We start from the raw sequence: 21,476 nt of genomic DNA, 5'->3' as shown, positions 1-21,476 counted from the left end.
TTACTAAAAGGAGGACAATTACATGAAAATCAAAGCTATCGCGCTATCGTTTACTGTCAAAGAGGTTTCGTTATCCAGCCACTTTCTACAGGAGCACTTCGGGTTTTTAGAACGCTGGAGCACCGTGGGCTTCGCATATCTATTTAATGAAAGCATTGATTTTCCAATTATTTTTATGCAGAAAGGTACCGAGGTTCTACCCCAAGCCATCCGTCACCAAGAAGCGTCTGGAATGATTACGGCCTTTACGGTAGACGACATAGAAGCGGAATTGGAGCGGCTTTCCAATGAGGATGTAAACATTTCAGCGCCATTGCAGGATGACCCTTGGGGTGAGAGGCTTTTTCAAGTAACCGACCCTAATGGCATTGTGTATCAGCTTGTTCAATGGGTAGAACCCTCCGACGAGCAATACGAGGGAAATAACCCCGGACAGTGGTAAATGGTACGAACTAAAGGCAGCATCTAGCGTAAATAGCCGCCGAAAAAGCAAAAATATTTTTCGTGTAGCCCTTGGCTTTGTCATAATGCCAAGGGCTACACTGAATATACAAATAAAAATTTTATGTTACAAAAAGAGGTGAGAATAGAATGCGGCATGCATTAGGAAAAAGGATCAACCAATTGAGAAAGAGCAAGGGCTTGACCCCTGAGCAGCTATCGGAGCTGTGCGGGGGTGAATGCGGTGCATATCCGCAGGATCGAAAGCGGCGGCAGTCTGCCCAGCTTTTCTCTTTTTCTAAAGTGTATGTAAAAATGTCAATTTTCATTTATAATAGCCGGTCCGCCATTTTCTTTAAGCCATGCTAATAAAAATGGTCTGTCATTATTGGCTGAAACCTCAAACCATTGCGAGCAAAGGCGATATTGCACCCCTTTTATAATGAGCGGCTTGGCATAATATCTTACTGAATCGCATTCTTCATTAGCCAAAACAAGAAGCGGAAAGTCTATGCCGAACACATTCTTCGAATATTCTTTTGTAAGCATTAAGCTGATTTCCTCATCATCGACTTTTCCGCTTTCCAGTGCTTCACGAAGCAGAGTCTGTGCTATTTTCCCTATCTTCAATTCGGAGAGCGTGTCGGTAGAAAGTGCTTTGCTGTTCGCCATAATTGTTGATCGCTGTCTTGTTGACCGTGGTTCATCCCCGAACATTTTTACAAGTTGATATCCTCGCATAAATAACTCGGATGTATCAGATACACCGTCGCTGGCAATCAATATCGGCTTTAAGACTATATCGTTAAAATCATCATTGGCAATGATGCGTGCTGTGAAATGATAGCCATTTTCAAGAAACAATGCATTCAAATCTGAAATACACGGCTCCAAATCACATAGGATGGCATTGTGAACTTTAGGCGCAGCAAAGATTATTTCGCTCTTTATCATGCTGAAATAACCAATCAGGCACAAGGCGGTGCGAATCATTTTTTTCGTAACCCGTGTAACCGTTTCTCGGTGGTCTCCATAATTTAGGCCGCTTTCATGAAAGGCAACGTCAACGGCATATATTTCCGCACCGTTTTCGGATAGACAAATACCGATAGCGTCTATCTCGGCTTGCATTAATAGCTGCGAAAGCGAGTTGTTTTTATAAACGCCATAGCCATATTTATTTCGGAAATGCTCATCCGTAGCTTTCATGAAACGCTGTAATTCCTCCTCATTTTGAAGTTGCCAGGAGGAGGAAGGCTTCCAGTTTGTTTGCACCACATGGCATTCTTTCACATGGCGAAGCCACGAATAAAAAAGCGATTCTCCCATTTCAATTTTCATACCATTGTTTCCTCACTTTTGATTCCAATTCAATAAACCTTTTGATTTTGCAAATCTATATTTTAGTTGTTTTGAAGTTGCGCTGTCCACCGTTCGCAGGGTTTGAGCAATGGAATGTCAAGATAACTCAGCGCCTTATCCTTTATATCCTCCGGGATTCCATAGGCGGCTTCGGCTATGCTGCCGGTTATCGCGGCGAGGGTGTCGCTGTCGCCTCCGAGGGAGATTGCGTTGCGGATAGCATCCTCAAAGCCTGCACTTTCAAGAAAAGCGATAATTGCCTGCGGTACGGTGTCCTGGCAGTTTTCGTTGAAGCGGTAGGTGGGGCGGATTTCATCGAGCGTTTTGCTTAAGTCATATGCGTATTCCCGCTCTATATGTTTTTTGATTTTTACTTTCCACTCGTTAAGTGTTAGTGCTTTGCTGACACTATTGCCCATATCGTCCCCATAACCGCCAACATAAAAACGGCACATAAATATCGCGTCCGTCACAGCCAGTGCGCCCTTTATCCCTTCGGGATGGTTGTGCGTCACTTCGGCAGACATTTTTGCTCTTTCTCTGCCGTTTGACGGCCACATTCCTGTACGGGCACAGAATCCGCAATCCATTAGCCACGCACAAGGCGATACCCTCATCGCCGAGCCATTGCCCCAACTGTTGTACGGTTCACGCTCATCAGAAATAATCCAACTACCGAACCGCCCGCCATATCCGGCATTAGGGTACAGGCGTCCCCATTTCTTGTATGCGTCAATAAAGTCGTCGGTTTTGCCGCCGTTCATCAGAGCGTCCGCTGTGGCGATGGTCATCACAGTGTCGTCCGTGAAAAAGCAGTCGTCACGGAACAGCGGGAAGTCCTTTGTTTTGATGTTATTCCACTCGTAGACCGAACCTACGATGTCACCGATAATCGCTCCAAGCATTATTTCCGGCCTCCCCTCCGCTTCACATCCTTACGGATCTCCTCAAAGCAGGCCTCGTCAACTGTCCCCGTCTCGCGGAAAGTTGCCACGGCACTTGCCATCACCTTGAAGTTCAACTCCGTTCCCTCGCTGTCGGCGAAATAATTAATCGCCCTGTCAGGCGCAATCCCAAATCGCCCTGCGGTCTGCACCGCGTCAATGTTTGCGCCAAGGAAGATGAACTCCCAGCCATATTTCGTCTTTTGCCGTTCAATCTGCACCTTGACTTTTTCGGCAGAATATTCGCGGCTGCTGTTTTCCTCGCCGTCTGTGATAATCACGAACATCACCTTTTCGGCACGGTAGTCGTCCGCAGTGTGTTTTTGGGCGTTGCCAATTTTGTGAATCGTCCTGCCGATTGCGTCAAGAAGCGCAGTCGAACCGCCGACTTGGTACTCCTTTTCCGTTATAGGGCTAATTGCCTTGATGTCGATGCGGTCGTGGAGCAGTTCATAATTGTTATCGAATAGCACCGTTGTGATGTGGCATTCACCCTCGACCGCCTTCTGCTTTTCGAGCATCGAATTGTAACCACCGATGGTGTCGCTTTCCAAGCCGCCCATCGAGCCGCTCTTGTCGAGTATAAAAACCAGTTCTGTTAATCCCTTTTTCATTTTCGTAGCCTCCTAAGATTTTAATGTAATCTTAGAATACTACTTGACGGCGGATGGGAGGTCGCTTGGTAAGCGACAAATAGTTCATTCCGTTGTTTGTTGACTGCTACCTGCGGCATCGTGCAAGTAGTAGTATTTGTCGCCTTTTATTATGATTTCCACATCAGCATCGTAGACTTCCTTTGGTTTGGCAGAACTTTCGGGGATGGCTTGCACTTGGGTGCTTATTTTGTTTACGAAGCTCTGGCTAAGTTCATTATATTTATATTTGTCATCAAACAAGCCAGGTATCGCCGAAACAACTGCTTCAATACCCGCCTTCGTTATACGCTCTTTGCTTAAGTCGATATGCAGTGCCGTAACTTGCTTATCGTGCCATTGCCCAAGAAGGGTTCGAGTTTGTCGAGCTTGTCCCAAATACTTGCTGTATGCAACGTAACTGCGCTCAGTCGATATTGACCCTTTGCCTAACAAATACGTCAATTTGCTGATTTCCGCAAGAACAGCAACTAATACGTTCTGATACTCGACCAAAACTTTAAAATCCTCAACTTTGGATTGATAATTTTCATAATTAGGATTAGGGCATTTCTGGGTAATGTCAGATATCGTAATGTTTACTTGCCCCAACAGCTCGGTAGCTGTAGCTTTCAGATTCTCTAAGGTTGAAAGTTTGAGCGTTCGCTGACCATCATTCCCCATTATTTCAGAACTGAATTGCGAAATTTCTCCAACAAGGGTAATCACGGACAGTATTCGGCTTTTAAACTCTCTATCTTGGAAATCGCCGATTTTATCTATGCTTTTCGTCATGGTTTCCAATTTAGAGCTTATTTCAGACATATAATACTGGCCGACAACCAAGGAGCCGACATTCATTACATTTGCCACACCGTTTGCGACAGTAGTTGCTTTTGTGACTTTGGTCATATCAACTTTAGTTAAATTCGCTTGTGCCGCTACGCCCCTACCGCCGTGAACATAACCTCTTGCGGCGTCTACTACATCTTTCGATTTCGTGAGTCGTGAAAATGGAATATCCATTTTTATTAACTCTGTACCTTTTAGGGAGTTGAGAGCATTATTTGCCATCATCCTTGTTCCGGTCTGTGATGTAAAAGGTATTAGTTCTGAAATTCGAGCAACAACTGTACTGTCTGTAATTTCAAACAAACTTTTTTCGTCAATTTGAGTTGATACAGGTAAAAGTTCAATCGGGATGGTTATTTCACCGTCCTGAACACCTCCTGCTGTTACAAGCGCCTCCGAGTTAACTGAATCGGTGTGTTCTGTGCTTATGGCATTGTTGCCGTTGGAATTGGATTTTTTACGCAGGAAAACTACCCCTCCAACAATTAGAGCGAGTGCTATTATAGGTAATGCAGTAATCAGAAAACAATCCATAATCATCAACCTCCCAGCAGCGGCTGGTCGTATTCGAACAGCACTTCATTTATCTCGAAAACATCATGCCTGCCGTTTGTGATAAAATATTCCACAATCACGTCAAACTTAACGGCGTGGGAAAGCGCATATCCCGCCCGCTTCAAGAGGTCATCGGTTTCGTCGAGAGATAACTCCAGTGCCACAGCAAGGGCAATCACTGTGCCCTTGCTCGGCATATAGCCTTTGTTGCTCCGAATTTTAGAGAACAGCTTGCGGTCAAGGTTGGCCCGTTTATAGACTTCCACATCTGTCTTGCCCTTGGCGTCAATCAAGCGTAGGAGTGTCTTGGAGAACGGCTCATCAAGGTTGCCGACCAAATCATCAAGCGGTGTGGGTGCGCCAACGGACGGAGCAAGCATCTCTTCAAAAAAAGGCTCATTGTACTTACTGACGCCTTCATCGGCTTCCTCTAAGTATTCCCGCTCCACATCAAGTAGTTGCCGCCGTTGGATTTGGTGCGTATCGACGTGGTGTTCGTCAATGTAGCTGTCCACCGCACCGAGCAGTTCACGGCTTATGGTGAATGCCGATTTATCAAATACCACAAGAGCCACATCAATGTCATGGCCAGATAGAAAGTCCTGAATAGCCGAGGTAGCTACTTTTAGTGCTTTATCCTTTGGATAGCCATATATGCCGCTTGAAATTAACGGAAATGCTATGCTTTCACAATTATTTTCAACGGCGCGTTTCAGTGAATTTGTGTATGCGGCACGAAGATCTTTCTCATTCTTTGCCTCATTCCAATGTCGATAAACCGGACCCGCCGCATGAATGACAAACTTCGCCGAAAGATCAAACCCCGGCGTGATAACGGCATCACCAGTCTTTATCGGTGCGAGTTTATCGCAGGCAGATTGGAGCTGCGTTGTTCCCGCTGCTTTAAATATCGCTCCGCAGACCCCGCCGCCCATTTGCAATTCGGTGTTAGCTGCGTTGACGATGGCGTCAACTTTCAGCTTTGTTATATCTTGACGGACAATAGTAAACGGCATTAACACACCTCCTCTCTTGTTATGAACCATTATTTATCTACTTTTTTAACGTCGCTGAATTATACAATGCCTTTACTTTTGAAGATGGGCAATACTATTGGAAAGATATTCATCTACAGCAATCGAACCAGAGAGTTCTTTAATCAACTGATTGCCGAGAGAGAAATCTGATACCATAGCACATAATTTAATTAATTCTACGACACAGTTAGAATTTTTACTTGCCAAAGAATACGCCTTTTTCATTTCATGATAAGCCAATGTAATAAGTCCGCTATCCCTCAGAGCATCAGCTCTATTAAAAAGCGTATCATAATTCAAATTCATTTTGCATAGTGCATTTGCCGCCCATACTCCCCGGAACCCAACCTCATTGACAGCTATTGCATACAACTCCTTATATGCAAGCTGCAGATATGGTGCGGCTATCTCTGTTGCGAAAGGAGCCATTCCCAACTCATAAAACCCCTCGCAATATGAGTTTACATATTTTAAATCTTCTTGTATTACATCTGATCTAATATCATATATGATAAACTTGTCAGCCTCTAAAGAAACAGGAAACGCTTTTTTCCCAATAGCATAGGTACATGTTGTGTTAAAAAGAATTTTTACATTATCCCTCAAAGTCCAAATTCTATAAGAAAAGTCAAGCCCTCCGAAATCGCCATGAAGTATCTGCTTCTGAAACTTAAAAAACTCTGCATTTTCCGCCCAAGCAACAATATGGTATTTTTCTCCGTTGTCTACCAGAAAGATTGTCAAGTTGCTTTTTGAAACATTTGAAATTTCTGCTTCTGTGTCAATATAAATGTTCCCATCATAAAAAGTAAAGGCGTTTTGAAAATCTTCCAGATAAGGAATGATAACAAAAACCACCTCGTTTTTACCTTTTGAATAATCAGCTGTTATTTTGTCATATTTCAAGTTAAGTGAGTAATCGCTAAGGTATTCATCCAGCTCTTTTGAATATGTCTTGTAATTAGGAAATCTATTTGCCCTCAGCATAAATTTGCGGTCATGGTCTGCAAAATCCTGGTGCAAGCTTTCATGATAAACGACGGATGCCAAAGCTTCATAAGAAATGTCATTACTATTTAATGCCCGGCTAATAGTAATCTGATTATTATATAAATCGTATTTGCCATTGATGGCTGTCCAGTGTTCATCAGACCATAAGATATTAGGGCGCGGTAAAGTCGTTGATGCATAGTACTTTGTGCGTACTTCATCGAGTATTTTATCTAAGTCGTACATCGTATTTGCTCCTGTTAATCATTTTTCTATTACCCAGAACTTTCTTTCGCTTCCAAATGCGCCTTTATAACGTGGCTCAAAGCCCAATGTTTCGCAGTATCTTGCATATTCCTTATTTAAGATAGAATTGACCGAAGGTTTGGCACCCAAAATTCTTGATATAGCCGGATTAGTCTCTTTCCCGTCTTTTTCCACGTTGTTCAAATGAGCGTCCATTGAATTGTCAGCGTAACCAATGAATCTACTGGGATAAAATCTATAAACGCTGGAATCTTCCATCGCAACAAAGCAAGTTCCGTTTTTGATTAAGTTAAGGGCAAAATCATATTCCGGATCAACTTGAGCATTGAGGTATCCATCTAAAGTTTGGATGTTCGTGATTAATTCATTTAAATTAGAAACGGTTTTCATAATTAATTAGTGCTCCTTTTCTTTGTTTTGCAACAATTTTTCAATACTTCTCTTTTCCAAAAAAGTGAACTTAAAACCGATTTTTGTTATGTAATTTCAAATTTTAACTTTTTGTTCAAAGAAGGCGAATTTTCATTCTTTTCACGATATGCCCAAAGGATTTTATCAATTTTCCTTGGCGTCCATGTGCCAGTCTGGAATATTCGATTCAATTCGTCTGCCTTTGCGCGCAATATCTGTTCAAGCATTACGCCATCTGCAAGCGTCAACGCCTCTGGGCGCATCCGAACAAGATTTTCAAGTTCATTTAACTCATCAATACGCAGCAAGGACTTCACTACAAATTGGTCAACCGTTCCAAAATAATCAGGGAATAAAACTGAAAGCAATCCTGACGCTCCGGCGATACCCAAACCTCGAATCCTGCTTGCGATCTCAAGTCCAGTACGAATTTGTGTTTTATCAAAAGAAAACAATTCGTTCTGAATCTCAGCCAGTGTTGTGATGTCAGTCAAATGCCTTTTTAGCTGTGCGCGAGTGGTGGCAAGCCGATTTTTGGCAGTATATTTCCAGACAAAGTAAGTATCGTGGAGAAAGCGATAAAATGTCTCAACATTCATTTGTTTTATATCATCTGGATTTAATACCTCAAGCGACTTTTCCAGACTTCTATTGGCGTGAGAAACCTGATTCCAATAACAATTTTCGGCAATCAGCCAGTCGTCTTGGCAGGTAGAATGCCATAGCTCTTCAATTTTCAAATCCACCGTCTATCCCCCAAGTTCTTTTCTCACAAACTATCCTTGCAGTTCCTTTTTTAATCTATCAATTATTAAAGCTTCACGGGCTTCTAAAAATTCCGGGAAGTTTGTAAACGCAAGATCAACACCGTCGGGTATCAGATGTTTCTGCCGATAGGCAGTCTTTGCCTCTTCTGTAGGCAGGTTATCCTCAAACCACTTCTTAAAATCTTTATTGGTTTTTGATGTGTTGTCCAGCCCCTCAAGTAATTGAAGGTTTCCTATGTAATTGAAGTTCTCCAAGAAATCTGAAATTCTATCCGAAGGAACTCCCATCTTACGAAGCTTGCGCTCTGTGAACTCTGCTTTTGGGAAAATGTGATCCATATGAAACAAATTGTGCAAGTCTGCCCAAGGGTAGAGAACCGACATCACTGTCAGCGTATCACCTTGTCCATATTTGAGATACAGCAGATTTTCAATGTCAGCATCCGTGAATTCATGTGTTCTGTTTGTTCCCTTAAACCGCTCAATAATTTGTTTAAGTGGAAAGATCGAACCATCACTTTTAGCGATTATCTCCCGAATAGGGCGCAGGACACCATCAGGCTGGGAACTGAACACACGCTTCAGCATGGCGCTTACAAGCCATTTTTTAATTGTCCTTACGTTTTCAGCATTTTTGGGTGATGCCGCAAAATTTGAAGGCAAGCCTATGTGTTTAATATAATAGGCGATAGGTATGAACAGGTTATTTGATGTCAGGTTATCTCTGTTAAAACCCAGTCTGGCAGCAAGGGTCACCGCTTCTCGCAGGGCAGCCATAATATTTGACCATTCCGACTGTATCTTCATCATATTAGTGTGATTGAAGTTATCAATTTTGAAGGCTATGTCAGGGAAATCACACAGGACTAAACAGGCTTTGAGTATAAAATCTTTATTGACATTGAATCCTCTGCCGATTGCGTTTATTTCGTCAACGGCACTATGAATTTCCTCACGGGCATCCAGATCATCCCATTGTGCAGAAGCAATGGAAAGGAGAAGGTCGGAGTAACTGAGTGGTGTTCCTCCGCTGTTTACACGAATAAATATGTTGAGGACTTTGTCCAGTTTATCGCTCTTTTCAAGATAATAGCTGATCGTTCCATCGGCGTGAATCGCTTGCCACAGTTTACTAAGTGTTTCGGTGGCAAATTCTGCTTTCTCCTCATCATATGAGCCTTGTCCGATTTTAACAAGATAGCTGTTGACTTTTTGGAGGTACTTCATCGCATCAGACAGTTTATCAAAACCCAGTATATCCCCAACGAAAAACCAGTAGTGGCTATCGTCATTTTTGCACTCATCAGAAGTAAGAAATGCAAAATCATAAAACCAGTCATCATCATCCGATTTTTTCAGTAAGTTCAGATAAAGCTTTCTTATAGGGTAGGCTTTCGGATTGTCATACCGCATATACGGTTTTTTATAGGCGTATGTCCCCATTAATCCTAAATACAGCGATGTCAAGCGTTGCTGGCCATCAAGAATAGCAGTGACGGTCTCGTTACCGATAATACTTGCTTTCGGATTGTGCCGACCATCCTTTTCCTGTTCGTGATAATTCCGAAGAAATTCATAAAAAACAAACTCCTTCACGTTAGCAGGGCTAACCTCCCAAAACAGAAAGGAACCAATAGGATAGCCAAGCATCAGGCTGTCAAACAGCTGGGTTATTTGGTCTACATCCCAGACAAATTCACGTTGAATAGACGGCAGCAAATATTTTTTGCTATGTATATTGGAAATTGTTTCCTTGATTGTTAGTGCAGTTTGAAAAGCCATAAAGTACCTCCAAATCTTTTTATTCGTATTGTTATTATCTGTCAATCGGCGTCTTGGCCAATGAAATTACTGTGTCGCGCAACTCGGTAAAAGAACACTTTTTGACACCAAGGGCCAATAACGTATTTAATCCTATTGATTTTTGATTGCTAACGGCAGCGTTCAGAGCTTCTGTAGCAATGGGATAAAAATCCCACTGTGCTAAGTCAAGCGGGTTTACCAACTTCTGTTCTTTGCAGTTTTGAACGCAAAACACATAAACGTCCGCTTGGCGCATAGCAATTTCCGCATAAGTATTCGTAACCGAATCCCAAGCCAGAGTTTCACGGATGCCAAAACGAATATTGGATATCCTCTTTTGCGCCCAACTCTGCAAATAGGCTGAGGTTTTCACTTCGATTTTTATTCCTTCGAGTGTCAACACGTCAAAAGCTCTCCAGCCTTCGCTAACACCATTGGCACAGTGCATTGCCAGAGAAACAATGTACTCGGCGAGTTTGCCACGCTCCGTATTTCCCATCAGATCGGAGTATGCCCATCTCCAAAAGTCTACAAGATGAGCGGAGCAGCAGCCGTTAAGGAAACACTCGTCACCATGCTTTTTTTCCACGGTCAGCGCCGGATATGGATATTCACAATTAGCCACGATGTTTCCTCCTTCTTGAAGACTATTCCTCTGTTTGTGCATCCTCATTAAAGATTCTATCGAGTTCGGCATTAGATATCACACCGCGAACCCTATTTCTGACGCTCAGTTTTCCCATATCCAAGCGATAGAAGTGATCTCGCTTGTCCGCGCCTTTTACCTTGCGGATCAATTGAATACGTCCGAAATGCTCTCCGTGCTTCTCTGCAAATTTGGCCAATCCAACGGCTTTCGGATAATTATCCTTACGGCTTGAGTCATGCGGTTCAAGTACATCAAAAACATATCCATGCGCATCAGCTCGGACAACAATCAGGTCAGGGAACATCGAAGTTACCACTCCGTCCACTTCGTATGGAATTTCCAATGACCACCTTTTACGGTCAAGGTTGCGGAGCCACGCTACAGCACCCTTTTCATCCTTCATTTCTTCCCTGATAACACCAAGCTCCCAGTCATTCAGGCTTACCTTGAATTCACCACCATCAGAAGGGATGTAGAGGTGTTTTTCCAGAATTACAGCATCTTCGCCAATCAAAAAATCAATGGTTGGGGGCAGTTCCCAGTCAAGCGCAATTGGGGTCGTTGATGATAGAGCCAGCTTTTTATAAGCATCTCTACGATCCTCTTTCAATTTTCGGAATGCTGTTTTATTCATGTCATATAATTCGTTGAACAGCTTGTCTGCAAACGATTCAAGCCGCTCCATGGCTGCATTATCGTTTGTCAACACAATGATTTCTGTTTTTACATCCTTAAAATCACGGACAGCGTGACGAACCCAATATTCCTTGTGCAGACCCTCACCGAGCACTTTTCCTGCCCGTTCAAAGAGGTTGTTGATATCAAATTCTGAGAGCTCCACAATTTCTGATATGTTGTCTGTTGTCCCTTCTGCGCTGCTGCCGTAATCTATGGTAAGCGTTCGCAGCGCCAAGCCTGTAACAGCTTTAGATATCTCCTCAAATTTGCCGCTTTTCTTCAATGCGGCTATTTCCGACTCAAACTCATCAAGTACCTTTTTCAGTGTGCTTTTTCGCGCTTCAGGCGCAATCATGTCTTGCGTTAGCGCACGGGCAAGCGCAATCAGTCTGCGGAGTGCGGGTTGTTTCCGTGCGGAATCTATGCGATAGGTAATTAAATTCATATCGCTAAATACATCGGCAAATGCAGGATCACGTTTCAGGGTGATAAGCTCCTTATGCGATCCGGTTTCAGCAGGAACAATTGCCTCGCTGTCGCGTAATGCCTGCTCCACCATTTTGACTGTATTTTCATCAAAAAATGGAAGGAATAGACCTACATTGTTCAGTTCGGCATCAGACTCCACACGACGGGCAAGCGGGGTACGTATCATACGTCCGAGCAATTGGGCGATATAAGTATAATCGTTTGCGTGCCGGAACGACATCATTGTTTCGGCACGGGGGCAGTCCCAGCCAGTGGAAAGATTCATTTTAAAGAACACAACGAGAGCCTTTTCATCTTCTTCAATGCGGGAAGCATCCACCCTGCGTATATCCAGCCCATGCCTTTTAATGGTTTCATGTTTATCAAACGTATGAACAACTTCTCCGGCTTGAAGTCTGCGCCCGATAGCGTCCTCAAGTATAGAGATACAGGAATCCAAATCTGTTTGAGTGATTTCACGTTCATTTCCGTCCTCAACCTGAATGACAAGAACAGGGCGGACGGGTTTCTTAATTTCCTCGCGTTCACAATAAGACTGCCACCGTTCACATTTCTTCTTCCAATTGGCAACAGCTTCCTTAAACATCGTCATATCGGCACCGATTGCAATGTCTGGGAAGTGAATAATAACTCTGTCTTTCAAAAGACCGGATTCTCGCACATCTTCCGGGGGAACGACAACTTTTTGTATAGTAGATGTTGTATCGGCCACAAGCTTTTGAAACCGTTGAGGTGTAGCGGTCACTCCGATAATAAGCGGCATAACAGGGAGAGTATCTTCTTTACTGCCCTTAACAAATTTCTGCATGATAGATTGCGCTTTGTTTTCGGCCTGTGAGGAAGTAAATGTTCCTCTGTGCGCTTCATCGATTACGACATAAAAGGACTTGGGCTGACGCTCCGCAGTATTTGCAATTGTTTCCCAAATCGTATATTCGCGCAAATTGGATTTCTGCGTGAGCAGCTTGTCCGAACCGAGCTTTTGTGTATTCAGAAAATAGATGCCGCCGGGGGCAAAATACTCTGCATCAAAAGTCGAGTCAATTACCCGAATGTCCCTTGTGCGAAATTTTTCCGATTTGCTTTCAATTTTCAAACGTGTCTGCTCATTGAGTTCCGGCATATCCGAAAGCCAAACGAAAACAGAATCCGGCTCCGCTACTCCATAGGCATGGCCGAAGATAATATCTTCAAATAAAGCGGTCATAATAATTGTCTTACCGGCACCCGTGGGAGCAGTAAACGAAATGACCTGAGGATCTTTTTCACTCCAATAGGCATGTGCTTTTTTTATCTTCTCGTGCAAGTCGGCAAGTGCCGATTCTTGAAACGGAAATAACGTTGCTCTCATAGATTATTCCTCCTGCTCCCGATTACGAAATTATCAATATAGTCGCGGTATAGCTGATAAGTTTGCTCGATCCCAATACCATCCGACATCTCTCTGAACGCTTCCTCAGAGTTTGTAACAAAATATACCGTACCAATATTTTTCGTTTCCAGCAAAGTCTCGGCAAATTTACCGTAGCAGTCTTCATCAAGGAGAACTGCAAAAGAGTTCTGCGGCAAAATCAACATATTCGGCAGTTCCGCACTGTCCAGCTCGGGGCGCTTGCCAATCGCTCCAGCTTTCAGCCATAGCAAGGGGAGAATCTCGGCGAATTGCTGACCGAGCGACACGCTGTTTTTGTCAAGAAAGCCAAGCTTGAAGTATTCTACATTAGCGGCGAAACCTTCGCTCATCGGGCGCTTCAGAGGTTCGGTTACCGTGACCGTACCGAGAAGGTCCACGACCTTTTGTCTGATGTTATTATATGTTCGGCTGTCTTTTGCCCCGATATAGAAATCGGTTATATGCTCCTGATCTTCAAGGACATTGAGCCATTCATCAGCAGCATCAGGGTCAAACAACACGGACGCTGTATGCTTTTCTGATACAATGAAACGGCTGTCTGCTTTCACGAGAGACTGCGGCAGCTTATCCTTACCGATGAGAGCAACAATCTGCTTTTTCGCAGCAGGGGTAAGTGATGCAGGATTTTCAACAAAGCCAAGCTGATAGAACGAGCGATTGACTTCTTTTGTCGTTGTTTGGTTTGTAAAATATTCGCCTGAAAGCACCGTACCATCAGCCCGTTTGCCAAGGATGCTGTACTCCGTGCGCGGCCAAGTCACCGAACGGCAAATGCCGTGCTTTTCCCATTCGGGGTCACCCGGCTGGTATCCCCGTTCAGTCAATATTTGGGCTTCGGCTTCGGAGACTTCGTTGTTTGTTACAAGGATGCATCGCCGTTTTCCATTGTCCTCAGCGTTCAGCAAATTAACAGCATGAAGAGTCGTTCCACTACCGGCGAAGAAATCGATGATAAGAGCATTAGACTTATCAGAAACGAAAAAACTAATAGCGTCTTTGACAGCATATGGGGACTTTGGAAATGTGAAGCTAACGTTAGGCAGCAAGGCGGTCAACATTTTTGTCCCTTTTTGAGTAGCATCGTGAGAAGATATCCACCATTGCGTACCTGGGACAAATTTTGCTTTGTATGCACTTTCGTCAACAATAACAGAACCGTCATCAGCATAGCCAATCACAGGAAAATCGCCTGATTCAACTTTCATTTGCTCACCACGTGCAAGGTAGGTAATTGATGTCGATTCTCCTCTAAACTTGCCAAGTTTTACATAGTGCTTATCTATCAGATGTAAGAGCGTCCCCCGACCTAAGCGCCATCGTCCCTCTTTACCATCCGGGAAAACTGGCCACACGGCAACAGTACCTTGCGGAACTTGCACTTGCTGTCTGTCCGCGTCAAGCGGTATTGGGTTTCCTACGCTTATGATTCGCTTTCCGTCTTCACTAATGAAAACAGGGTAGAACATATTAGGCCTGTCGCTCCTTAATATGCCAGTTCCAGATCGTTGAAGTCCATTCCAGCGCAGTTTATCCTTGTATCCGCCTTTGATATTGCCACGCCATTCATCAGATAAAGGCAATGCTTGCGGCTTTGCATCACCAAGCATTACATAGTAGATATACTCATCTGTCCTCGAAAATCCACCCGTTCTCGTCACTCCGGCAGGGTTAATGACAGTTGAAATCATCTGTATTGTTGCTTCTGGGAACATCTCTTTAAGAAGCATGCCCAGATTGTTATATTCGCGCTCATCAATTGTGATGATGAGCACACTATTTTCAGGATTAAGGATGCGCTTTGCTATCAGCAATCTCTTCTTCAACATCGAAAGCCATTTGCTATGCCTGTAAGCATCATTGGAATCCACATAGTCGTTGTTATATTTCCAGTCCCTTGCCCCTGTATTATAGGGCGGGTCTATGTATATGCAATCCACTTGTCCCTCATAAAGGTACTCCAAAAGCTGAAGAGCATGGTAGTTATCCGCTTCAATAATCGTGTGCCAGAGGCTGTCATTCGGCGCATTTTCTACTTTAGCAATGGGTTCGAGCGAAGGAAAAATAGGATCGCCAAACTGTGCCACAGCAACCAGATCGCATAAAGGTATGGTTGTTATTTCTGACGATACCTTATCCTCACAGACGGCAGTTTTGCCGTCAATTTTTTTTACTATGTAAATTTGGTTTAGTTTGCCTGTCTTGCGTGCAACGGTCGAATCACACTTTATGGGTACGCCATAGAGCGGAGTACATTCAGGGACGTGTTCCTCAAATACCAGACCGAACTTTTTATTTTTACTGATGCGGGTTACTTCCTCCGTCAGCCGTTCACGCAGCATTGGATCAGTAATTTGCTGTAATAGGTCTTTAATAGCCGCCATGTGCTTTTATCTCCTTATTCTTTATCGTTTCGCTGTTCTGTTTTCGCCTTATCCTCGGCATCTGCTCTGGGTATGGGCTCCGTCTCTGGCACAGCATTTTGCCGACTCCAAGACATACCAAACAATTCATTACCCACGGACAGGCGGAGAACTGACGCCTTATCAACGATTTTGTATGTATTTGGTGTATAAGTATCTGCCTTATCAAATGCGATGAACACTTGCTTGCCGTTTTCACCGCTTTTCTGATATAAACCAAGTATCTTTTCAAAATCCGCGTCCTCTATGCGCTTAACGATGCTTGAATCATGAATCAGAACAGGGAGCGGAGTTAAAGCGAGCATACTCAGATCGTACACTACCAGACTCTTAAATGCTGTTCCTTCACTCTTATCATCGGGGGTTTCAAACTCAAAGGTCTTGTCCGGTTTTAGCGTCAATTCTGGCGCAGTTCTGTCACCGCCGGTAATAATATCATTAATTCGCTGCATTTCAGCGTTCACTTCATCCTGAGCAGCGGCGAGAGCTTCTTCCTGCCGTTTGCGGAGATTCGCCAGCAGATGTTCAATCTCCTTGCGCTTTTCCATTTGCTCCATTTCGCCTTGCAGCGCTTCATTCTCTTCAACCAGTTTTTCTATTTCCCGTGACACACGGGCGTACTGAGTAAGAATGGATTGCGAGAGCGATTTGGCGACTCCTGAACCCTCGATTTGCTTCTCATAGTTTGCAATATCGGCATCTATGTATTCAATTTGCGGCGTCAGCCGTGCAATTTCTTCCTCAATGTCAGCGCGAAGAAAACCGTTGATCTTAGCATGGAAAGCTTCAACATCAGTAAAAGCATCAATTTTAGCATCAGGGAAAAAACGGAGCAGAGCCGAAAAGTCTTTTTTTAGCACTCCGTCATTACCAGGCATATTGTTGCGGACTGCATTAAGCTGGGATATCAAACGACTCTTCCGGCGGCTCAGTTTACCTAACTCACTCTTAATTTCAGCAAGCCGCTCCGCTTGCTGTGGATCAATACCCAAAGCGCGCAGGTTGGCCTCTTCATTTTGTCTGCACAGCCTCTCCCTGCGTTTTTCCAGACTTTCTATTTTATCCTTATTCTCGCCTATATCAGCCGTGATATCCGATATGGAACGTTCCGCTTGTTTGCTTGGCTTGATGCCATAGCTTTCTTCGGCGGTTTTCAGATTCTGGATGGCTTCAAACTTATCCAATAATTTCATAAGGTACTCTACAGCCGTTGCCATTGATTCGCGCTCGCTTTGCAGAGGCTTGTGTTCATTATGGCTTCCATGGCCGTAAATACGAAAGAACCTTTCTACAATTTCATCAAAAGTAATACTCCTCAGAAGTATTCTATACTCGTGGAACAGCCATTTGCGATAGTTCGGCACACTCATTTCCTCAATGACATGGAACTGGCTGTCGCAGCGATTCACCACGGACGGGCGGCTTGTGCTTCGAGAAAAAAAGTAGGAAAAACCATCAAATTCAAAGATAAAGTTTATCGTGTGGTGATCAATATAAGTGATCACATCCTTTGCGGATTTCGGGTAGTTATCCCCTCCAAACACAAAATCCAGTATCAGCAGAAAAGTGGACTTGCCAATAGCGTTGCTGCCATCCGAACTGCCAAGGATGACGTTAAGCCCAGGTCGGAAATCTTCCGGCTGAGTTTTAAACTTCTCGCATGTTATCCGCTTTAACATAGTGGAGTACCTCCGTCCCGTCAGGTATTTCTATTTGCCCAAGTTTATACAAACAATCAAGAGCATCAAGAAATATGCTTATTTCCGATACTTTTGTCCGTGTCGCTTCGAGCAGTTCATGCGGGGTCATATCCCGCTCCTCTAATTTCTCCAAGATAGGTGCGAAAAGAGCAATGACGCTATCGGAGAAGGAATTAACTTTGCTTGGTATTTTCATTGAACAAATCACACCTTTTCACTAAATATCCAACAATGATCTCACAGGCGTCTCTATGTCTCTGTCCAACTTGTGAAAATAGTTTTTCAACTAAGAGATCTGCTATGTATTCCTGTGGATCGATAATATCTGATTTTTTCTGTATTCCACTCTCGAGCAGCTTATAAGCGGATTTCATTAACTCCCCAAACATATTCGTGTCAAATCCGATTTCCTGTTCAAGACGGGAGCAAGTGTTTTTTACAGTTTTATATAAGCGAGCCATACTCGCATTAATCTTGTCCTTCAGGAAAGGTTCGTGAATCTTACGCTCAATCTCAACCAAATCCTTGATATCTGTTGGTTCCAGTCCTTGCGCATTCTTTGTCTTATGAACTTCGCGCAGAACAGTCTCTATTTCATCCTGAAACTTAATGCCGGATATTCTGTCAAGAAATGCCTGAATATCCGCACAACGGTGTTTTTTTTCAAGCAACTCTGCTATTTCATCAGATGACATCACCGGAACAAGAGAAGCACATTCGTTTGTACATAATGCTACCGCATTTTCATAGCTGTCCGCTTCATCTGGTGACTGCTTCAAATAGACAATTTCACAGTTTTTAACCGGAATCTTCCCTCGCTTGGGAATTCCAAGATAACCACCGCAATATAAACACTTTCCATTAGCTTCTGACAGCAGAGTAACAAGCAGGGAATCGTCCTGCTTTGATGGCTGAGGTAGTTGCTTGATTTTGTCTATAACATACTCTGCGACACCTTCGGCGAATTCTGTATCGGTCTTTCCGTTTCTATAATCATAAGTGCGGGCCCGATTTGACACATTATCCTCAAGGAGCGTTATTTCTTCAATCCGAGATGTGAAGGAAAGAACATACTCTTGTGTAACAGATCGAATCGTCTTTTTACCGCTTCGGTTCGTAGTATTTGTGACAACATATAAAAAGACTCCGGCCAAAAACGAATGAAAACAGAATTCGGTTTGTGGTGCCAATTCTTTTTTGGTTATGCCATTGACCAGCTCGACTTTCGTATCATCGTAAATACCATGTATTTTCTTCCCATCTTTTTCAGGAAGATCATTACCAATCATGTCTTTAAGTGTCAGGATTATCTGCTTGGATAAATTACTGTCCAACAGTTTGATGACATTGTTCTTAAAGTAGCTGGCTACTTCTTGTGGAACGGCGCTGCGGGCTGGCCCAGTAATATCTTTTGAGAGATTTTGTTCACACCGCAATAATTTTGATGTGGCATCTTCTCTGACACGATCTGCATTTTCCTGCCCTGAAAATGTAAACTCATAATTGGGGGCAACAGAATGAAGAAGTGCTTCGCACAACTGCTTATTATCAATATTAACTGCCTTGCACGGAACAAGAATCGCTAAATATGAGCCAAAACATAACCTCATGCCGAAACCCTCCATTCAAACTGAACTATATCCTATTTATTTTCTTCATCAATATAATCGACGATATCTCCAATATTACATCTGAGAGCCTTACATATGCGCGCCAAAACGTCCATGCTGACCGGCAGTTCTTTGCCTAACTTTGCCATAGTAGTTGTAGTTAAGCCCGTCATAGCCATCAAATCTTTTTTCATCATTTTTCTATCTATCAGTATTTTCCATAGCTTATTGTAGCTGAACGCCATAATATCTCCTCCAAAGAGCATTGCCCTCAAATAGCCTATTTGGAATATTTTATCACGTTTTGAGACTGATATCAAGGTTAACTTGATTAACGCTGATATCGGCTTTGCATATTTAGACTTCATGCATGAACTTGGTACAATATTAAAAATTCGCTACTCACACGCTACCGGAAAGCTATTCCCACACCTCCAAGCTTGTCCCATAAATTAGTATGCTGTTATTGCGTAAGGCGATAACAGCTTTTGCTTTATATGCCTGAACACTCAAAAATCAGTCGAGGGGAGGGAAGCATTTCTATGACCGAAGTAAGAAACCTGAATAAAAAACGCATCGGCGATATGAGCAGTGATCAACGTCTGTTTGAAATTCAAATAAAAGATTGCGTTACTCGTATCACCGTAAATACCGATGGCACATTGAACATAACGCATGATCGTGTAAAACCTGTAGCATAACCGTACCTTAGTAACAAAAATGAAATCCGCCAGAACGCAAGACGGCAGTGCGGAACTTCCTGCAAAGGAGGTTCTCCTGCCGTCTTGTTTCGTTTATGCGGATTCGACGGTTCCGGCGGATTTCAAAAATTTGAAATTCAAAGGAGCAGATTTTATGAAAAGCATCAAAAGAGATACTCAGCGTCAGAGGGAGAGCAAGAAAAAATACCAAATCAAGGTGCAGGACCAGCTTGTGCCGGTCAGCGAAGAAGTCTATTTTACCTATCACCGCATGAAGCGTCGTGAAACCTATCTGGAGGAAAGGGATACGGCAAACGGCGTCTTTTATTACAGTGCCATGGATACGGCGGAAACTACAGGTGAGGATGGTATTCCAGACCTTGTCTCTCCCCGTGTGGAGGATGTGGTCATGGACAAGCTCATAACGGAAAAGCTCCACAGGTGCCTCGCACAGCTTTCTAAGGAGGAACAGGCTTTAATCTTTGCCCTGTACTTTCAAGGAAAATCTCAGTCGGAATTGGAGCGGGAAACCGGTATCAAGCAACAAACTATCAGCTACCGTGAACGACAGATTCGGCTGAAGCTCAAAAAAATGATAGAAAAGTAAAAATATTTTTTGTAGACCCCCTCACGAAATCGGCTTAGTAGTGAGGGGGTTTTTCTATTCACCCTCACTGCTCTTTGAAAATTTCATATCCGACGACCTGAATACGTTAGCTGACGGCCCCAAAAAAGGGAAAGCGACCCCGGAGGATGCGCCAAGACCACCTGTAGGCAGGCAGTAAGAAAACGAAAGCACTTATTTTCTGTTCGTTGTTTCTTTCTGCTCCTATCAAAGACGGCCAAATAAGGTGCAAAGCGGTACCCATCCGTCCGAAAAGCAGGCTGTGGCAGCTTGTTTCGCAATGACCCCGTCAGCCTATATTGATACTTCTGTCCAGTCACAGCCCCCCTTGACAGGGGGACCACGCAATGAGGGCAGCCAGCGGAGATCCCGGTGGAGGTGAGATTCCTATGATGCGGTGAAGCCAGCCGCAGTTCAGGCCGTCGCCTTTTGAGCTCGTATACACCAGAGCTCTGCGTGCTTGGGGAATAGTGTTGAATTAAGCACAGCGAGAAAAATCTTAATGTTAGAAGCAATGGAGATCGCCCTGCCTGCAAAGACTCTCACAGCAAAGCAGATCATACAGGGCGGTCTCTATTTTTGTGCCATTAAGAATATGGGCATAGGAAAGAGGTGTGTATTTGAAACAGTTCCAAAATACCATTTTACGAGGTGACATCTACTACGCAGATTTAAATCCAACGGTTGGCTCGGAACAGGGCGGCGTTCGGCCCCTTGTCATATTGCAAAACAATGTTGGAAACCGCTACAGTCCCACCGTGATTGCCGCCGCCATTACCGCGAAGCCGAAAAAGCCGCTCCCCACCCATGCAAGCATCGGTCATGCCTGCGGCCGCCTGAAGGAGTCCTTTGTGCTTCTGGAGCAGATACGCACCATCGACCGCAGCAGGCTTCGGGAATATGTCGGCAGGCTGGATGAACAGGAAATGCAAAAAATTGACGAGGCACTGGCAATCAGCGTCGGGCTGGCTCCGGCGCCTATTTTATCAGGGAGGGAAACGCCATGACAAACGCACAGGTATCCGATAATCTGATGTACGCTGCCGCCCTGCAGCAGCTCACACGGCTTGCAGCCGTCAAGGGCATGACCAACAAGGAGCTTGAACAGGTTAAAAAAGACTTGGAACGC

The 21,476-nt window shown here is 43.9% G+C and carries 20 protein-coding genes; 4 read left to right on the top strand and 16 right to left on the bottom strand.

The window, feature by feature from the left end; all coding sequences use genetic code 11:
* Positions 1–22: 22 nt before the first annotated feature.
* Positions 23–442 carry a VOC family protein gene (locus tag RTV33_RS12835; RefSeq protein WP_312644852.1) on the top strand — a complete coding sequence of 140 codons (420 nt, stop codon included), beginning with the start codon at positions 23–25 and terminating at the stop codon, positions 440–442.
* A 317-nt stretch (positions 443–759) separates the two neighbouring features.
* Here RTV33_RS12835 and RTV33_RS12830 read toward each other — a convergent pair whose 3' ends face one another.
* The 16 genes from RTV33_RS12830 to RTV33_RS12755 all read right to left on the bottom strand — a co-directional run bounded on the left by RTV33_RS12830 (position 760) and on the right by RTV33_RS12755 (position 19,266).
* Positions 760–1,782, bottom strand: a complete 1,023-nt coding sequence (locus RTV33_RS12830) for a hypothetical protein (RefSeq protein ID WP_312644850.1) — start codon at positions 1,780–1,782, stop codon at positions 760–762.
* A gap of 62 nt (positions 1,783–1,844) precedes the next feature.
* The gene (locus RTV33_RS12825; RefSeq protein ID WP_312644847.1) at positions 1,845–2,708 is read right to left on the bottom strand and encodes an ADP-ribosylglycohydrolase family protein; all 864 of its coding nucleotides are present in this window, start codon (positions 2,706–2,708) and stop codon (positions 1,845–1,847) included.
* Positions 2,708–3,361: a VWA domain-containing protein gene (locus tag RTV33_RS12820; protein WP_312644845.1), complete on the bottom strand. Its 654-nt coding sequence runs from the start codon at positions 3,359–3,361 to the stop codon at positions 2,708–2,710. Before RTV33_RS12820 ends, RTV33_RS12825 begins: the two co-directional genes overlap by 1 nt.
* A gap of 84 nt (positions 3,362–3,445) precedes the next feature.
* Complete coding sequence (locus RTV33_RS12815; protein WP_312644843.1) at positions 3,446–4,765, bottom strand: topoisomerase IV; 1,320 nt, start codon at positions 4,763–4,765, stop codon at positions 3,446–3,448.
* Positions 4,766–4,770: 5 nt separating this feature from the next.
* Complete coding sequence (locus tag RTV33_RS12810) at positions 4,771–5,802, bottom strand: macro domain-containing protein (protein ID WP_312644842.1); 1,032 nt, start codon at positions 5,800–5,802, stop codon at positions 4,771–4,773.
* A gap of 72 nt (positions 5,803–5,874) precedes the next feature.
* A complete protein-coding gene (locus tag RTV33_RS12805) occupies positions 5,875–7,059 on the bottom strand; it encodes a hypothetical protein (RefSeq protein WP_312644840.1) in 1,185 nt (394 codons plus the stop codon).
* Between the two features lie 18 nt (positions 7,060–7,077).
* A complete protein-coding gene (locus RTV33_RS12800) occupies positions 7,078–7,470 on the bottom strand; it encodes a hypothetical protein (protein ID WP_312644838.1) in 393 nt (130 codons plus the stop codon).
* Between the two features lie 86 nt (positions 7,471–7,556).
* A complete protein-coding gene (locus RTV33_RS12795) occupies positions 7,557–8,237 on the bottom strand; it encodes a hypothetical protein (protein ID WP_312644836.1) in 681 nt (226 codons plus the stop codon).
* A 30-nt stretch (positions 8,238–8,267) separates the two neighbouring features.
* Positions 8,268–10,040, bottom strand: coding sequence for a DUF262 domain-containing protein (locus RTV33_RS12790; protein ID WP_312644834.1), 1,773 nt, complete (start codon positions 10,038–10,040; stop codon positions 8,268–8,270).
* Positions 10,041–10,074: 34 nt separating this feature from the next.
* Positions 10,075–10,686: a hypothetical protein gene (locus RTV33_RS12785; protein WP_312644833.1), complete on the bottom strand. Its 612-nt coding sequence runs from the start codon at positions 10,684–10,686 to the stop codon at positions 10,075–10,077.
* 22 nt (positions 10,687–10,708) lie between these two features.
* Entirely contained in the window at positions 10,709–13,228 is a 2,520-nt protein-coding gene (locus tag RTV33_RS12780) for a DEAD/DEAH box helicase family protein (RefSeq protein ID WP_312644831.1), read from the bottom strand.
* A complete protein-coding gene (locus tag RTV33_RS12775) occupies positions 13,225–15,672 on the bottom strand; it encodes a DNA methyltransferase (RefSeq protein ID WP_312644829.1) in 2,448 nt (815 codons plus the stop codon). Before RTV33_RS12775 ends, RTV33_RS12780 begins: the two co-directional genes overlap by 4 nt.
* 14 nt (positions 15,673–15,686) lie before the next feature.
* The gene (locus RTV33_RS12770) at positions 15,687–17,390 is read right to left on the bottom strand and encodes a DUF2326 domain-containing protein (protein WP_312644827.1); all 1,704 of its coding nucleotides are present in this window, start codon (positions 17,388–17,390) and stop codon (positions 15,687–15,689) included.
* Complete coding sequence (locus RTV33_RS12765; RefSeq protein WP_117418227.1) at positions 17,359–17,607, bottom strand: ABC-three component system middle component 7; 249 nt, start codon at positions 17,605–17,607, stop codon at positions 17,359–17,361. Before RTV33_RS12765 ends, RTV33_RS12770 begins: the two co-directional genes overlap by 32 nt.
* Entirely contained in the window at positions 17,585–19,021 is a 1,437-nt protein-coding gene (locus RTV33_RS12760; RefSeq protein ID WP_312644823.1) for an ABC-three component system protein, read from the bottom strand. The genes RTV33_RS12765 and RTV33_RS12760 overlap by 23 nt, the downstream gene beginning before the upstream one ends.
* Before the next feature lie 32 nt (positions 19,022–19,053).
* On the bottom strand, positions 19,054–19,266 hold the full coding sequence (locus tag RTV33_RS12755) for a helix-turn-helix transcriptional regulator (RefSeq protein ID WP_117418225.1): 213 nt from the start codon (positions 19,264–19,266) through the stop codon (positions 19,054–19,056).
* A gap of 297 nt (positions 19,267–19,563) precedes the next feature.
* Between RTV33_RS12755 and RTV33_RS12750 the strand changes: the two genes are divergently transcribed.
* From RTV33_RS12750 to RTV33_RS12740, 3 genes are all read left to right on the top strand, one after another.
* Positions 19,564–19,722 carry a hypothetical protein gene (locus tag RTV33_RS12750; RefSeq protein ID WP_170313502.1) on the top strand — a complete coding sequence of 53 codons (159 nt, stop codon included), beginning with the start codon at positions 19,564–19,566 and terminating at the stop codon, positions 19,720–19,722.
* A gap of 154 nt (positions 19,723–19,876) precedes the next feature.
* Complete coding sequence (locus RTV33_RS12745) at positions 19,877–20,329, top strand: sigma-70 family RNA polymerase sigma factor (protein ID WP_312644821.1); 453 nt, start codon at positions 19,877–19,879, stop codon at positions 20,327–20,329.
* Positions 20,330–20,967: 638 nt separating this feature from the next.
* The gene (locus RTV33_RS12740) at positions 20,968–21,354 is read left to right on the top strand and encodes a type II toxin-antitoxin system PemK/MazF family toxin (RefSeq protein ID WP_312644819.1); all 387 of its coding nucleotides are present in this window, start codon (positions 20,968–20,970) and stop codon (positions 21,352–21,354) included.
* Positions 21,355–21,476 lie beyond the last annotated feature (122 nt).

It is taken from the genome of Hydrogenoanaerobacterium sp., assembly GCF_032017025.1.
In the GTDB taxonomy this organism is placed as follows: domain Bacteria; phylum Bacillota; class Clostridia; order Oscillospirales; family Ruminococcaceae; genus Hydrogenoanaerobacterium.
This window is presented reverse-complemented; position numbering and strand designations above follow the sequence as displayed.